This is a genomic window from Acinetobacter sp. YH12045 (genome assembly GCF_013419925.1).
Taxonomy (GTDB): domain Bacteria; phylum Pseudomonadota; class Gammaproteobacteria; order Pseudomonadales; family Moraxellaceae; genus Acinetobacter; species Acinetobacter amyesii.
On record NZ_VOZE01000006.1, the window covers coordinates 237,870 to 253,078 of the forward strand.

Annotated in this window: 12 protein-coding genes; 8 read left to right on the forward strand and 4 right to left on the reverse strand. The window is 42.3% G+C overall.

Annotation, left to right across the window (positions count from 1 at the left end; genetic code table 11):
* Positions 1–58 precede the first annotated feature (58 nt).
* From pheS to FTU02_RS10705, 3 genes are all read left to right on the forward strand, one after another.
* Entirely contained in the window at positions 59–1,039 is a 981-nt protein-coding gene (gene pheS, locus FTU02_RS10695) for a phenylalanine--tRNA ligase subunit alpha (RefSeq protein ID WP_180024390.1), read from the forward strand.
* 130 nt (positions 1,040–1,169) lie between these two features.
* The gene (gene pheT, locus FTU02_RS10700) at positions 1,170–3,551 is read left to right on the forward strand and encodes a phenylalanine--tRNA ligase subunit beta (RefSeq protein ID WP_180157050.1); all 2,382 of its coding nucleotides are present in this window, start codon (positions 1,170–1,172) and stop codon (positions 3,549–3,551) included.
* Positions 3,548–3,844, forward strand: coding sequence for an integration host factor subunit alpha (locus tag FTU02_RS10705; RefSeq protein WP_004783565.1), 297 nt, complete (start codon positions 3,548–3,550; stop codon positions 3,842–3,844). Before pheT ends, FTU02_RS10705 begins: the two co-directional genes overlap by 4 nt.
* Positions 3,845–4,166: 322 nt before the next feature.
* Here FTU02_RS10705 and FTU02_RS10710 read toward each other — a convergent pair whose 3' ends face one another.
* The 3 genes from FTU02_RS10710 to trxA form a co-directional block, all read right to left on the reverse strand.
* Positions 4,167–4,418: a hypothetical protein gene (locus FTU02_RS10710; protein WP_111884718.1), complete on the reverse strand. Its 252-nt coding sequence runs from the start codon at positions 4,416–4,418 to the stop codon at positions 4,167–4,169.
* Between the two features lie 412 nt (positions 4,419–4,830).
* Positions 4,831–6,099: a transcription termination factor Rho gene (rho, locus tag FTU02_RS10715; protein WP_067731074.1), complete on the reverse strand. Its 1,269-nt coding sequence runs from the start codon at positions 6,097–6,099 to the stop codon at positions 4,831–4,833.
* A 323-nt stretch (positions 6,100–6,422) separates the two neighbouring features.
* Positions 6,423–6,749, reverse strand: a complete 327-nt coding sequence (gene trxA / locus FTU02_RS10720; protein WP_078192629.1) for a thioredoxin — start codon at positions 6,747–6,749, stop codon at positions 6,423–6,425.
* Positions 6,750–7,015: 266 nt separating this feature from the next.
* Here trxA and ppx point away from each other — a divergent pair, with 266 nt between their 5' ends.
* The 5 genes from ppx to FTU02_RS10745 are packed head-to-tail and all read left to right on the forward strand — an operon-like array spanning position 7,016 to position 12,125.
* Positions 7,016–8,536, forward strand: coding sequence for an exopolyphosphatase (gene ppx / locus FTU02_RS10725; protein WP_078192628.1), 1,521 nt, complete (start codon positions 7,016–7,018; stop codon positions 8,534–8,536).
* A 33-nt stretch (positions 8,537–8,569) separates the two neighbouring features.
* Positions 8,570–9,394 carry an acetyl-CoA carboxylase carboxyltransferase subunit alpha gene (locus tag FTU02_RS10730; protein ID WP_111884716.1) on the forward strand — a complete coding sequence of 275 codons (825 nt, stop codon included), beginning with the start codon at positions 8,570–8,572 and terminating at the stop codon, positions 9,392–9,394.
* The gene (gene tilS, locus FTU02_RS10735) at positions 9,331–10,707 is read left to right on the forward strand and encodes a tRNA lysidine(34) synthetase TilS (RefSeq protein WP_180077772.1); all 1,377 of its coding nucleotides are present in this window, start codon (positions 9,331–9,333) and stop codon (positions 10,705–10,707) included. Before FTU02_RS10730 ends, tilS begins: the two co-directional genes overlap by 64 nt.
* Positions 10,704–11,534: a pyrroline-5-carboxylate reductase gene (proC, locus tag FTU02_RS10740; RefSeq protein WP_078192626.1), complete on the forward strand. Its 831-nt coding sequence runs from the start codon at positions 10,704–10,706 to the stop codon at positions 11,532–11,534. Before tilS ends, proC begins: the two co-directional genes overlap by 4 nt.
* 27 nt (positions 11,535–11,561) lie before the next feature.
* The gene (locus tag FTU02_RS10745; protein ID WP_078189567.1) at positions 11,562–12,125 is read left to right on the forward strand and encodes a YggT family protein; all 564 of its coding nucleotides are present in this window, start codon (positions 11,562–11,564) and stop codon (positions 12,123–12,125) included.
* Positions 12,126–12,296: 171 nt separating this feature from the next.
* Here the strand turns inward: FTU02_RS10745 and polA are convergent, their stop codons facing one another.
* Positions 12,297–15,062: a DNA polymerase I gene (gene polA, locus FTU02_RS10750; RefSeq protein WP_180157052.1), complete on the reverse strand. Its 2,766-nt coding sequence runs from the start codon at positions 15,060–15,062 to the stop codon at positions 12,297–12,299.
* Between the last annotated feature and the right edge of the window lie 147 nt (positions 15,063–15,209).

Here is a 15,209-nt window from a genome sequence, read left to right on the forward strand (position 1 = left end):
AAACTGTTAGAATAAGGGGTTTATATTATTTTTTTAAATTGTTGCTTTGAGAGTTACTATGTCACTGGAAGCCCTGACCACTGAAGCGCTCGCTGCGATTGCAGCAGCAGAGGACCTTGCTACACTCGACCAAGTGCGAGTGCAATTTACAGGGAAGAAAAGCCAGCTCGCGGAACAATCGAAGTCGCTCGGTAAAATGGACCCAGAAGAACGTAAAGTTTTTGGTGCTCAAATTCATGCCGTTCGTGAATCGATTACTGGCGCACTGACTGCTCGTCAAGCTGAATTACAAAAAGCTGCATTAGAACAAAAGCTTGCTAGCGAAACGATTGATATTACTTTACCCGGCCGTGGTCAAACGGTCGGTAGTATTCACCCTGTGACTCAAGTTCAAGAACGTATTTGCCAATTCTTTACCAAAGCTGGCTTTACTGTTGCGACCGGTCCAGAAGTTGAAGATGATTATCACAACTTTGAAGCATTGAACATTCCGGGTCATCACCCTGCACGTGCGATGCATGACACTTTCTATTTTGATGCGAATCATTTACTTCGTACTCATACCTCAGGCGTGCAAATTCGTACGATGGAAACTCAGCAGCCTCCAATCCGTATTGTGTGTCCTGGTCGTGTTTATCGCTGTGACTCGGACCAAACGCATTCGCCAATGTTCCATCAAATCGAAGGTTTGTATGTGGCTGAAAACACCAGCTTTGCAGAACTTAAAGGTTTGTTGGTGAACTTGTTAAATGAATTCTTTGAAAAAGATTTGAAAGTACGTTTCCGTCCATCTTATTTCCCATTTACAGAGCCAAGTGCGGAAGTGGATATCATGGATGAACGTGGTAAATGGTTGGAAGTTTTGGGCTGCGGTATGGTGCATCCAAACGTTTTACAAGCCGCTGGCATTGACCCAGAAAAATACAAGGGCTTTGCCTTCGGTTTAGGTGTAGAACGTTTTGCAATGTTGCGTTATGGCATTAATGACCTACGTATGTTCTACCAAAATGATGTGCGTTTCTTACGCCAATTTGCTTAAACAGTTTTATACCTCTCCCTAACCTCTCCTAAAAGGAGAGGGGTTGTCCATCATGACTTAGGGTTCGTCCTCTTTCTTTAAAGGGGCGCTAGAGGGGATTAGAAATTTAGAATTAATAGGTTTTTATACAATGAAAATTAGCGAAAATTGGTTGCGTACATGGGTTAACCCAGCCATTGATAGCGATACACTTTCTGACCAACTGACCATGTTAGGTTTAGAAGTTGATGATTTATCTCCTGCTGCAAAACCATTTACTGGTGTAGTAGTCGGTGAAGTTTTAACAGTGGTTCAACATCCCGATGCTGACCGTTTACGTGTCACTACTGTAAACATCGGTTCAGGCGAGCCGTTACAAATCGTTTGTGGTGCTCCAAACGTACGTGTAGGCATGAAAGCTCCTGTAGCAACCATTGGTGCAGTACTTCCGGGCGATTTCAAAATCAAAAAAGGCAAGCTTCGTGGTGTTGAATCGCAAGGCATGCTGTGCGGTGCGTCTGAAATTGATCTTGAAGACAAAATCGACGGTCTATTGGAGCTTCCTGCAGATGCTCCTGTAGGCACAAATATTCGTGAATACTTAGATCTTGATGATAATGTAATTGATATTAGCATCACGCCAAACCGTGGTGACTGTTTCAGTATTCGTGGTATTGCACGTGAAATTGGTGTGATTAATCAACTCCCTGTGACTGCCCCTGAAATTAAAGAAGTTGCTGCAACAATTACTGATGAGAAGAAAGTTGTTGTTGAAACTGATGGTTGCCCACGTTACTTAGGTCGAGTGATCAAAAACGTTAATACCAAAGCACCAACTCCTGAGTGGATGGAGCGTGCATTAGCTCGTGCAGGCATTCGTCAGCATAGTATTTTGGTCGATATTACCAACTACGTTTTAATGGAATTGGGTCAACCTTTACATGCATTCGATGGCGGTGAAGTTGAAGGTTCTGTTCGTGTACGCCAAGCAACAGCAGCAGAAAAATTAACGTTGTTGAATGAACAAGAAGTTGAATTATCTGAAAACGTGATGGTGATTGCGGATGATCAAAAAGCTTTGGCGATTGCAGGAATCATGGGTGGCCTAAGTTCAGCGGTTTCTGATGATACCACTGAAATTTTCCTTGAGTCGGCGTTCTTTGATCAACTCTATATCGCAGGTCGTGCACGTAGTTTTGGTTTGCATACTGATGCATCTCAGCGTTATGAACGCGGTGTAGACTTTGAATTGCCAATGACGGCAATGCACCGTGCTTCTCAACTTATCGCTGATTTAGCTGGTGGTGAGTTTGGTCCAATTACTGTTGCTGAAAAAGTAGAGCTATTACCAAAACGTGAAGCCATTGAACTGAACCAAGCGCAAGTCGATCAACTGCTTGGTTATAAAGTTGAATCTGCATTTATTACCGATGCTTTAACGCGTTTGGGTTGCAATGTCACTGTGAAAGCAGAAGGTGAGTGGACAGTTGTACCGCCATCACACCGCTTTGATATGGCGATTTATCAAGACCTGATCGAAGAAGTGGCACGTATTCACGGTTACGACAATATTCAAATCAGCTTGCCAGTGATTGATGTCAAACTAGCGAAATACCAAGACCAATTTGAATTGGTTCAGTTACGCCAAACTGCAGTTACTTTGGGTTATCAAGAAGCGATTAGCTTTAGCTTTGCAGATGCGAAACTAGAGAAACAATTGAATCCACAGGTTCAACCACTAGCGCTTGCAAACCCGATTTCTAGCGACCTTGCAGTGATGCGTTCAACCTTATTATCAAGTTTGATCCCATGTGTGCAATACAACGTGAACCGTCAGCAAAACCGTGTGCGTTTCTATGAGCTTGGTCTACGTTTTGATTATCAAGGTGCGAACAGCATTCATGATCTCAAACAGATACCAACCTTTGCACTAGTTGCAACAGGTTCGCGTACGACTGAATCTTGGCATGGTAAAGCACAGCCAATGGATTTCTTTGACTTTAAAGGCGATGTAGAGGAGATTTTAAATTCTGCACGTTTAAATGTTGAATATGTACGTTCAGAGCGTACGTGGTTACATCCAGGTCAATCTGCTGAAATCTTAGTCAATGGTCAATCAATTGGTTACTTTGGTCGTTTACACCCATCTTTAGAAGATGAGTTGGATTTGGCGACTACTTGGGTCGCTGAATTAGATCAATCGGCTGTTTTGCAAACTTATGTATCTAATTTTACAGAATTATCACGTTTTCCGTCGGTTCGACGTGATATTGCGCTTTTAATTAGTGATAAGATTAATGTTAGTGAAATTCAGCAACTTATCGAAAAAACCGGCGGTGAGCTTTTAGACGCAGTTTGGTTATTCGATGTGTACACTGGTCAAGGTGTCGAAGAAGGCAAGCGCTCATTGGCATTTGCAATTCAATGGCAACATCCAACACGTACATTAGAAGATGCTGAAATCAAAACCGGTATGGATAACATACTTCAGGTGTTGGAAAACACTTACCAGGCGACATTGAGGGCTTCATGACAGCATTAACAAAAGCAGAAATGGCTGATCATTTAAGTGAGCTCACGAGTTTAAACCGTCGTGAAGCAAAACAAATGGTCGAGTTATTCTTCGATGAGATTAGCCAAGCGCTAATCTCTGGGGAACAAGTTAAACTCTCAGGTTTCGGTAACTTCGAGTTGCGTGATAAACGTCAACGCCCAGGCCGTAACCCGAAAACGGGTGAAGAAATTCCGATTTCTGCCCGTCGTGTAGTGACCTTCCGTGCGGGACAAAAATTCCGTCAACGTGTTGGAAATGAGCAGATCAATTGATCTGCTTTTTTTTTCCTTTGATTTAGGAGGCGCAGTGCTCATCATCTATCGCACAATTCATGTTGAAGAATATTCGTTTTAAAGTGAGACGATATACTTGAGTTGAGTTGAGTTGAGTTGAGTTGAGTTGAGTTGAGTTGAGTTGAGTTGTCGTAAAGATTGATTGTGGCTTTCTTTGAGCTAAATCTTCAGTTTTTATTTTTCAATAAGCATGGGTTTAGTATTTTGAATTTTAGCTATTTTTATTAACAAAGGTTTAAAGTTTGAGGCAATAAAAAAGAGAGCCAAAGGGCTCTCTTTTTGTGCTGAATAATCGGTTAGATTATTGAGCAGCAGCTTCAGAAGCAGCAGTAGTAGCTTCAGAAGCAGCAGCAGTAGCTTCAGAAGCAGCAGCAGTAGCTTCAGAAGCAGCAGCAGAAGCTTCAACAGCAGCAGCGTCAGACGCAGCAACTACTTCAGAAGCAGCAGCTTCAGATGCAGCAGCAGGAGCAGCTTCTTCAGTTTTTTTAGCACAACCAACGAAAGCTAAAGTAGTAGCAACTGCAGCAGCAATAGCGATTTTTTTGAATAACATGGCATCACTCTCTAAAATATGAGATTAAAAAATAACCTGCGTTAGTCTGTTGTGTGCTTTTATTATGCCTAATTTGAATAGGTATTAAAAATGCATAGAGCAGTCTAACTGGTCTGCGTGTATGCTATCACTGAGTATTTTGAAATGCTACTAGTGACTTTGAAAAAACCGTTAAAAATAGGTGAAAAACGGCCATTTTTTAACAGAAAATAACAATTAAGAGAAAGTTTTATATTGGCTAAATAGCAAATAAACTACTAAAAAGAATAGGGTTTTTTAACATATATTTTTTATAATCATCAACTTGAAAATAAGTTTACATGGAGATCTATCAAATGTTTCTTTGTGTAACTAAAGTCAACCAAATAAAAAGGCCATCGTTATAGATGGCCTTTTCAGTCAAACATTCAACTTAGTTGGATGCTTTACGTTTCATTTGATCGAAGAAATCATCATTGGTTTTGGTTTCTTTCATGCGATCAAGCAAGAATTCCATCGCTGCAAGTTCGTCTTGTGTATGAAGCAATTTACGTAAAATCCAAACTTTACGTAGGTTATCTTCAGACATCAAACGCTCTTCACGACGTGTACCTGATTTTTTGATGTTCATCGCAGGGAACACGCGTTTTTCAGCAATACGACGGTCTAGGGTAATTTCTTGGTTACCTGTACCTTTGAATTCTTCGTAGATCACTTCATCCATCTTACTGCCAGTTTCAATCAAGGCAGTTGAGATAATTGTCAGTGAACCACCTTCTTCGATATTACGTGCTGCACCGAAGAAACGTTTTGGACGTTCTAAAGCATGGGCATCCACACCACCAGTAAGAACTTTACCAGATGAAGGGATTACGGTGTTGTAAGCACGTGCTAAACGAGTAATTGAGTCTAGCAAAATCACCACGTCTTTTTTGTGTTCTACAAGACGTTTCGCTTTTTCGATCACCATCTCTGCAACTTGTACGTGACGAGCTGGTGATTCATCGAATGTTGAAGCAACTACTTCACCACGAACAGTACGTTCCATTTCTGTTACTTCTTCAGGACGTTCGTCAATCAGAAGGACAATCAAGAAACATTCAGGATTGTTACGAACAATCGACTGTGCGATGTTTTGTAACAACATGGTTTTACCCGCTTTTGGTGGTGCAACGATAATTGAACGTTGACCTTTACCAATCGGAGCAACCAAGTCAACCACACGCGCAGTTAAGTCTTCTGTTGTACCATTACCTAATTCCATTACCAATTGTTCGGTTGGAAATAAAGGTGTTAAGTTTTCGAAAAGAATCTTATTACGTGAGTTTTCTGGTGTGTCGTAGTTAATTTGATTAACTTTTAATAATGCAAAGTAACGTTCGCCTTCTTTAGGTGGACGAATCGTACCTGTAATAGTGTCACCAGTACGAAGGTTGAAGCGACGGATTTGTGATGGGCTCACATAGATATCGTCAGGGCCGGCTAGGTAAGAACCCGCTGCAGAGCGTAAGAAACCAAAGCCGTCCGACAGAATTTCTAGAACGCCATCACCAAAAATCTCTTCGCCGTTCATTGCGTGGCGCTTTAAGATGGCAAAAATAATATCTTGCTTACGGTTACGAGCCATTCCTTCGAGGCCCATAAACTCGGCAATCTTGATGAGTTCGCCAATCGGTTTTTTCTTGAGTTCGGTTAAGTTCATAGGTGGTCAGATAGAATCTAAAATTCTGAGGTACAGGTTGGAAAAGGGAGCAACAAATGTGCCGCGATCATGCAAGAAACGATAGCAATTGGTTTGCACAAAACAATTCAGAGATCTGATTCGTTATATGAAGAGAGATGTGAAAAACAATTCTGTTGCCGAGCGGCATTTTATGTGTTGTGTTGTAAGAAAATGACAGGATTTGAGATCCTTAATTTCTTGAGTAAACAATATAAGAGAGAACACAGCATTTGTCAATTTATCAACCAAAAAAATACGCTGTGTAAAACAGCGTATTTTCGAGTGTTTTTATCGAAAAAATATTAGATGTTTTCTTCGATGAAAGCTGTCAATTTAGATTTTGGTGCTGCACCGACTTGGGTTGCTACAACTTCGCCGTTTTTAAACATTAATAACGCAGGAATGTTACGGATGTTGTAGTTTACAGCTGTTTGTTCGCAAGAAGTTACGTCTACTTTAACGATTTTAACTTTGCCTTCAAACTCAGTTGAAAGTACTTCAAGTACAGGTGCAATGGCTTTACAAGGAGCACACCAACCTGCCCAGAAATCTACAAGTACAGGAGTATCAGACTCTAGTACATCGGCTTGGAAGTTTTCATCAGTTGTATTTACGATATTGCCAGACATGGATTTTGCTCCGGAATTAATTTTTAAGTTGACTCTATGTTTATAAGTATTACATAGCCAACTATAACAATGTAGGGGGTTATGTAAATTTTCGACCTGAATGGCGAGTTTGTCTAATGGATGATCACGATGCCGATGATCGTGTATGACTATCATTGCTTCAGATAAAAAATCGATAAGTTCCGCCCGAACTACTCATAAATGGCTTTTAAATTACATGTATGTGAATTAATCTAAGCACAATTCTGAACAGGTTTTTTTGAATAATGTCTGATTTTTTGATTGATGAAGAATTACTTGCTGCTATCGATATGGGATCGAACAGCTTCCACTTGGCTATCGCACGCGTAGACCATGGTGAAGTGAAAAAAGTTGCATCAATGTCAGAAAAAGTACAGCTTGCCGCAGGTCTAGACGAAAATAAAAATTTGACTGAAGCCGCACAGCAACGAGGATTAGCCTGCCTAGCACGTTTTGTGGGGCGTTTAAATCCTGTACAAGCTAACCGTTTACGTATTGTGGCGACTAATGCCTTGCGTCAAGCAAAAAATGGTCATGAATTTATTCAAAAAGCCGCTGAGATTTTACCAAAACCAATTGAAATCATTGCTGGTCGTGAAGAAGCCCGTCTAATTTATTTAGGGGTTTCACATACTATGGCAAATAGTGGTCGCCGCCTTGTGATTGATATCGGTGGGGGGTCAACAGAGTTGATTATTGGTGAAGAGTTTGAACCGATTCATACAGAATCTGTGCAAATGGGCTGTGTCGCTTTTACCAAAGCGTTTTTTGCTGATGGTGAAATTAACCTGAAAAGTTTTGATAAAGCGGTAAATGCTGCTCGCAAGGAAATCGCAGGCATTGCCAACACTTATAAAGCTGCAGGCTGGGATACTGTTGTCGGTTCAAGTGGCACGATCAAAGCGTGTCGTCAGATTTGTGTCAATATGGGCTGGAGCAACGATCAGGAAGAACTGACACGTGACGGTTTATTTAAACTCAAAGATAAATTGCTTAAATATAAGCATGTCAATGAAATGGAATTTGATGGTCTAAAAGAAGACCGTCGAGCAGTTTTGCCAGCCGGCATTGCCATTTTGTATGCCGTCTTTGATGTGCTGAATATCGATAAATTGGTTTATTCTGATGGCGCGTTACGTGAAGGCGTGATGTACGACCTATTGGGACGTTTCCAACATGAAGATGTTCGTGACCGTTCTGTACATGCGTTGATGGGTCGCTACAACGCAGATATGAAACAAGCTGAACGTGTGGTAAATACCGCTCAACAACTGTTTAATGGTGTGGCGACCGCACTGAATTTGACCAGTGATGACAGTGATTTACTGCGTCGTGCAGCGTATTTGCATGAAATTGGCTTAGCGATCAGTCATAGTGGTTACCATCGTCATGGTGCTTATTTACTGCAACATTCGGATATTCCGGGTTTCTCACAAATTGATCAAAACCATTTGTCGCATTTAGTGGCGCATCATCGTCGTAAGTTACGTAGTGACGCGCGCATTGATGTGATGAAAGTCGGTGGTAACAAACTTGTTTACTTATGTCTATTGCTTCGTTTAGCAGTTTTATTAAATCATAGTCGCAGCGATGAGATGCTTCCTGCCATTGAATTAAGCGTGGACAATGCGCAACAATGGCAACTTAGTGTTTCTGGTGATGCCAAACAGTGGCCTTTGTTGGTTGCAGACTTGCATGATGAGCAGGTGCAATTTAAGCATTGGGATATTGAACTGAATATCCAGTCGGAACAATTTATCAATTAACAGACCAGTTAAGTTAGGGATAATGATCGACCTATGAAAAATAAAGCAGCTCAATCTAAAGCCTGGACTACGGTTCAGATCGCACGTCATCCTGAACGTCCGCAGTTTTTGGATTATGTTGGCGAAATTTTTACAGAGTTCGATGCTTTGCACGGTGACCGCCTATTTGGTGATGACGGAGCGATGATTGGTGGTTTGGCTCGTTTAGATGGTCAGCCTGTGATGATTGTAGGTCAGCACCGTGGTCGTAGTACACGTGAAAAATTACAACATAATTTTGGTATGAGTAACCCCGAAGGTTACCGTAAAGCACAGCGTTTATTGGATATGGCCGAGCGTTTTAATCTGCCAGTCTTTACCTTTATTGATACCATGGGTGCGTACCCAGGTGTGGGTGCAGAAGAGCGTGGTCAGGCCGAAGCGATAGCAACTAGTTTGGCTCAGCTGTCTTCACTTAAAGTGCCTGTAGTAGCAACGGTATTGGGTGAAGGAGGTTCGGGTGGTGCGCTCGGTATTGGCGTAGCTGACCGTGTGATTATGTTATCTCACAGTATTTATTCAGTAATTTCACCGGAAGGCTGTGCATCTATTTTGTGGAAAACTGCAGAAAAAGCAGAGCAAGCAAGTGAAGCATTGGCATTGACGGCAGATAAATTGCAGAAGATGGGCATTGTAGAATACGTGGTGGACGAGGCGGAAGGCGCACATTTAAACCCTGAAAAAGTCATGCAGGATTTGAAAGTGGTCTTGAAGCAAGCTTTAGAAGAACTGCAACCAATGGATGCAAACGAACGATGCGAAGCGCGTTATCAGCGTTTAATGAAGTTTGGCAGCGACAATTTAGGGCTGATTGCTTAAGTCAAATTCAGGCGCTGCCTGAACAAAGCCGATTTTTAATAGGATGTAGTGGTGGCATGGATTCCATGTTGCTGCTGCATCTTATGTCGTTTTTGTGCCCTGAAAAAATGCGGGTAATTTATATTGATCACCAACTACAAGCGTGTAGTCACGCTTGGGGTGAGTTTGTACGTGCTCAGTGTGCAGCGCTAAATCTTCCATTCATTATACAAAAAGTTCAGGTTGCGCAAGGTAACCTTGAAAACCAAGCCCGCTCAGCCCGCTATCAAGCCTTTGCCCAACATTTACAAGCAGATGAAATATTGCTACTTGCGCATCATCAGCAAGATCAAGCCGAGACACTGATATTGCGGCTACTTTCAGGTGCCGGTGTCCATGGCCTTGCTGCCATGAAAAAATTCGATGTACGTGAAGATTTTACATTATGGCGTCCGCTATTAGATCTTTCACGTGAGCAAATTTGCCAATGGGCAGCACAGCTGCATGTGCAAAATATTCAAGACCTCACCAATTTTGATACCGACTATGACCGTGCGTGGAGTCGTGAAATTTTGTGGCCACTACTCAGTGAGCGATTTCCTAAAATGCAGCAAGCTCTGAGCCGAACCAGTTACTTGATGCAAGATGCTGATGAAATTTTATATGAGGTGTTGCAGCAAGATTTAGCGGCCTGTGGTTCATCGCAAATGTTATCTTTGGCTGCTTTACAACAGCTCAGTCAGGCACGTCAGCGTCAGTTGTTATCGCACTGGATGAAAGGTGAGGGGCAATATCGTCCAAGTTTTGAAATGGTACAGCGTTTATTTTCAGAAGTGATTGGCTCACGCGAAGACTCGCAAGCGGCATTACACTGGAATGGATTTTATTATCTGCGCTTTCAACAGCAACTTCATCGGATTGCCAAAGCGGAGTATCTGCCAACTGAACCCATTCAAGAGGTTGAGGTTGTAACTTGTGTTGCAGGTCAGTGCCTCAAGTTGCCTGCAGGACATTTCGTGATTCAACCCTCAGAGGTTGGCTTATCACCTGAATTATTGGGGCAGCAACTGCAGATACGCCCACGCCTTGGCGGCGAAAAAATTCATTTATATGGTCGTGTCGGAAGTTGGCCTTTGAAAAAAGCCATTCAGCAGGCGCAAATTTTTCCATGGCAGCGTCATACTATTCAAATATTAAGCCGAGATAATGTTATGCTAGGCGTCTTTACGCCTCAGGGCTTTTGGTTGGCGCAGTCTGAATTTTGTACTCAAGCTGGCTGGCAACCGACATTATCTCTTAACGCTAAATCTGCAATATCGGATCTTCAATCATGAGCGCAATTCTAAATTGTAATATCAGTTTCATTGGTGGCGGCAACATGGCACAGGCTTTAATTGGTGGCCTGATTGCACGTGGTGTCCCGACTACACGTATTACAGTTTCAGATCCCGTAGAAAAAGTACGTGAGCTTTTGGCTGAAAAAGATTTGCATGTGACCGATGATAATGTTGCAGCAATTCGAGAAGCTGACATTGTTCTTTTTGCCGTTAAACCTCAGGTGTTAGCAAAAGTTTTGGCACCATTACAAGGGTTGCTAGAAGGGAAGTTAGTGATTTCAATTGTTGCAGGTGCAGAAATTGCAACGATTTCAAAATTATTAGGCACAGAGCGTATTGTTCGTGTCATGCCAAATACACCGGCTTTAGTTCAAACCGGTGCGCATGGCTTATATGCAGGTGAAGCGGTTTCAGCTGAAGATCGTGATCTTGCAAGTCAAGTTTTGGCTTCAACGGGTTTAACACTTTGGGTAAACTCAGAAGCGCAAATTGATGCGGTAACAGCAGTTTCTGGCTCAGGTCCTGCATACTTTTTCTATATGATGGAAAGTATGATCCGTGCAGGTAAAAACATGGGCTTGGATGAAAAGGTAGCTACAGCGCTAACCTTGCAAACTGCATTGGGCGCTGCACAAATGGCGATTACCAGTGCCAACAGTCCTGCGGAGTTGCGTAAAAATGTAACCTCTCCAAACGGTACAACACAAGCTGCGATTGAAGTATTTGATCATGCTCAAATTTCACAAAATATTCAGGCCGCTTTAGCCGCAGCGCAAAAGCGTAGCCAAGAGTTGGCACAAGAGTTAAGCGAAAGCACCAAATAATTCGATTTGATTTAGGAAAGTTCAAGTATGGGCTCTGCTCAAATTTTTGGAATCATTATTAACGTTGCAATTTTGCTCGTATTTTTCCGTTTTTTAATGCAGCTTGCTGCCGTGAGTCCATATAACCCTGTGGTTTTGGCAACAGCAAAAGCAACAAAAATTGTCGATATCTTTAGCCGAATTTTCCCTACTTTGGCCAAAGGTCGAGTGAATACCGCAGCATTGGTGTTGGTGGTGATTCTGTATTTGTTAAAAATGTTTGGTTTGATGTATTTGTCTGGCGTGGCGGTGAATAGTCCATTCCATCTGATTATTATGACCTTTGTGACCATGATTCAGGATTTAATCCGTTTCTGTCGTTACTTAATTTTTGCATCGATTATTTTGAGTTGGGTCGTGATGTTTAGTCAGTCACGTTCGCCTTATATTGAAGTGGTTCAAGAATTGGCAGAACCGCTACTTGCGCCATTCCGCCGTATTCTTCCAAATATGGGGATGATTGACTTGTCACCAATTTTTGCGATTTTGGCATTGTTGGTTGCGGAAACCATTATGAAGCAAGTCGCAATTGCATTATTGACTGGTCTTTAATCTGAGCTAAGACGAGTTAAATTAAAAAGGACGCCTCGGCGTCCTTTTTTGTGGATTTAATATGTGGTGTAAAACAAGATATTTCTACTAACTAAGAAACATCTCACCTCCATCCCAACCTTCCTCCTATAAGGAGAAAGGTGTGAATGAACGTGAATTAACGTGAATGAATTAGTGTGCTTCGTCCCAGTTATTGCCTTGACCCACTTCCACAATCAGTGGAACGGAAATTTTCAACACAGATTGCATCACTTCAGTCAGTTGGGCAGAGAGTTCATCGGCAATTGCAGCATCAACTTCAAATACCAATTCATCGTGTACTTGCAGTAACATTTTGGCTTGATCTTTTGGTAAGATTTTATCGACTGCAATCATAGCCAATTTAATAATATCTGCCGCAGAACCTTGTAGTGGTGCATTGATCGCTGCACGTTCAGCGCCTTGTTTCACCATTTTGTTGCTCGCCATAATGTCTGGTGTATACAGACGACGACCTAAAATGGTTTCCACAAAACCTTGTTCACGTGCAACTTGGCGAGTACGTTCCATATATTCCAAAACACCAGGGTAGCGTTGGAAGTATTTACCAATATAGTTACGCGACTCTTCACGAGTGAAACCCAACTGACGAGTCAAACCGAATTCTGACATGCCATAGAGCAGACCGAAGTTCACCGCTTTGGCTTGACGACGTTGGTTGCTAGTCACTTCGTCGAGTGGAATACCCAAAACTTCTGCCGCAGTCCGTTTATGTACGTCTTGTCCATGATTGAAGGCATCGACCAATGCATGATCTTGCGAGAAATGCGCCATTAAACGTAATTCGATTTGCGAATAATCGGCTGCCAATAAAATGCGACCTTCAGGTGCAATAAAGGCTTTACGGATTTGACGTCCAATATCTTCACGGACAGGAATGTTCTGTAAGTTGGGATCTGTGGATGATAAACGACCTGTAGCTGTTAACGCTTGGTGATAACTGGTATGCACACGATGTGTGTCATTATTCACTTGCTTTAACAGACCGTCGGTATAGGTGCTTTTCAGTTTAGAGAGACCACGATATTCCAAAATTAAATCAGTAATCGGATGATCGATTTTTTCTAACACACTTTCACTGGTACTGTACTGACCTGTAGAAGTTTTCTTACCGCCTTTTAAACCTAATTTATCAAACAGAATCTCACCAACTTGTTTTGGTGAGCTGACATTGAAGCTTTGACCCGCAAGATCGGTAATTTCTGTTTCTAAATTTTGAATGGTATTGGCAAATTCCACACCGAGTTGGTCGAGGAAGTTCATATCCAATTCAATGCCGTTTTCTTCCATAGAGGTTAGAACACGAGCAACAGGCATTTCAATACTGTGCAAAATATTGATCAGCTCCGGGTGAGCTTGTAACTTCTTATCGAGTACTTCATACAGACGATAGGTCACATGGGCATCTTCTGCGGCATAATGGGCTGCCGTTTCTAGCTCAATTTGGTTAAAGGTCTTTTGTTTTGCACCTTTGCCGGCCACTTGTTCGAACGTCGTTGTGAGATGACTTAAATACAAACGCGCAACGTCATCCATTCCATGACGAGTTGCCACAGAGTTAAGGACATAAGAGGCCAACATGGTATCGAAATACCAACCTGCCAAATGAATGCCATGATTTTCTAAGACATGTGCATCATATTTGAGATGATGACCAATTTTTTTTACGTCATTATCTTCAAGTAAAGGTTTGAGTTGATTCAGGATCGTGTCGCGATCAAGTTGTTGCGGCGCACCTTCATAATCATGCGCAAGCGGCACGTAATAGGCATCATGTGCATCTAAAGCCACCGAGAAACCCACAATCTGTGCCACGCGGTAGTCGAGGCTAGTGGTTTCGGTATCAAAGGCAAAACGCTTTTCGGTGCTTAGACGTTTAAATAACACATCCCAATCTTCTTGAGTCAATACCGTGTGATAACGTGCTTCACCAAGTAAGTCATCAACACTGGTTTTGTCCGCTTGATCTTCCACTTCAGGTGCATTGGCTACAGTCGCCGTGGTGTTAATGGCTTTGGCTGCTTGTTTGTAGGTTGCGCCATTGGGGTTGTTCGGATGATCTAAAGACTGCAGTTGGTTACGGAATTCTAGTTCCGTATATAAATCACGCAGTGCTGGAATATTTGGATCGGCAAGTTTCAAATCTTCGTATTTAAGACCCATGTCGAGGTCACAAACAATACTCGCCAGTTGGTGGTCAAGAGCAATCCCTTCGATATTGTCTTTAATGTTTTGACCGACTTTACCTTTAATACTGTCGACATTTTCTAAAATGCCGCCAATCGAGCCGTACTCGGTTAAAAGTTTCGCTGCCGTTTTTGCGCCAACACCGGGTACACCACGGATACCATCAGAGGCATCGCCCATCAGCGTGAGGTAGTCAATGATTTGATTCGGCCACACCCCAAATTTTTCAAAAACACCTTGAACGTCCATCGGTTTGTCTTTGAAGCTGTCTTCTAAAGTGACACGCTCAGTAACGAGCTGTGCCATGTCCTTGTCACCGGTGGAGATCAAAACTTGATGACCGGCTGCTTCAGCGCGTTTGGCTAAAGTTCCGATAATGTCATCGGCTTCAGCACCCGGCAACATATGCAGCGGAATCCCTAGAGCACGAATTAATGCATGAAGATATGGAATTTGTTGTGATAATTCTTCAGGCATGCTTGGACGGTCACCTTTATAAATCGGGGACAATTCATGACGGAAGGTTGGTTCAGGTGTATCGAAAATAACGGCCATGTGCGTCGGTTGGATACGACGCATTAATTTTTGGATGGCAGAAATGGCACCTCGGATTGCATTGGTATGCAAACCGGTTGAAGTGGTTAATGGTGGCAGTGCATGGTAAGCACGAAATAAAAAGTATGAGCCATCGACCAAGACAAATGGTGGCATTGATAATTTCCTAATCCTAAAAACGGTTTTATTGTACGTGATTTTTTGCCCGCACGCAGAGTCTAGATTGTATATGTAACTTACCGAATCACTGATGAATAGTTTTAATCCATCCGTCAGGCTCATGTATCATCAAAACATTCAGGA

Bases quoted from the DNA above. Each gene is read 5' to 3' on its own strand.
- pheS (WP_180024390.1), top strand. From the start codon at position 59: ATGTCACTGGAAGCCCTGACCACTGAAGCGCTCGCTGCGATTGCAGCA.
- pheT (WP_180157050.1), top strand. From the start codon at position 1,170: ATGAAAATTAGCGAAAATTGGTTGCGTACATGGGTTAACCCAGCCATT.
- FTU02_RS10705 (WP_004783565.1), top strand. From the start codon at position 3,548: ATGACAGCATTAACAAAAGCAGAAATGGCTGATCATTTAAGTGAGCTC.
- FTU02_RS10710 (WP_111884718.1), bottom strand. From the start codon at position 4,418: ATGTTATTCAAAAAAATCGCTATTGCTGCTGCAGTTGCTACTACTTTA.
- rho (WP_067731074.1), bottom strand. From the start codon at position 6,099: ATGAACTTAACCGAACTCAAGAAAAAACCGATTGGCGAACTCATCAAG.
- trxA (WP_078192629.1), bottom strand. From the start codon at position 6,749: ATGTCTGGCAATATCGTAAATACAACTGATGAAAACTTCCAAGCCGAT.
- ppx (WP_078192628.1), top strand. From the start codon at position 7,016: ATGTCTGATTTTTTGATTGATGAAGAATTACTTGCTGCTATCGATATG.
- FTU02_RS10730 (WP_111884716.1), top strand. From the start codon at position 8,570: ATGAAAAATAAAGCAGCTCAATCTAAAGCCTGGACTACGGTTCAGATC.
- tilS (WP_180077772.1), top strand. From the start codon at position 9,331: ATGCGAAGCGCGTTATCAGCGTTTAATGAAGTTTGGCAGCGACAATTT.
- proC (WP_078192626.1), top strand. From the start codon at position 10,704: ATGAGCGCAATTCTAAATTGTAATATCAGTTTCATTGGTGGCGGCAAC.
- FTU02_RS10745 (WP_078189567.1), top strand. From the start codon at position 11,562: ATGGGCTCTGCTCAAATTTTTGGAATCATTATTAACGTTGCAATTTTG.
- polA (WP_180157052.1), bottom strand. From the start codon at position 15,062: ATGCCACCATTTGTCTTGGTCGATGGCTCATACTTTTTATTTCGTGCT.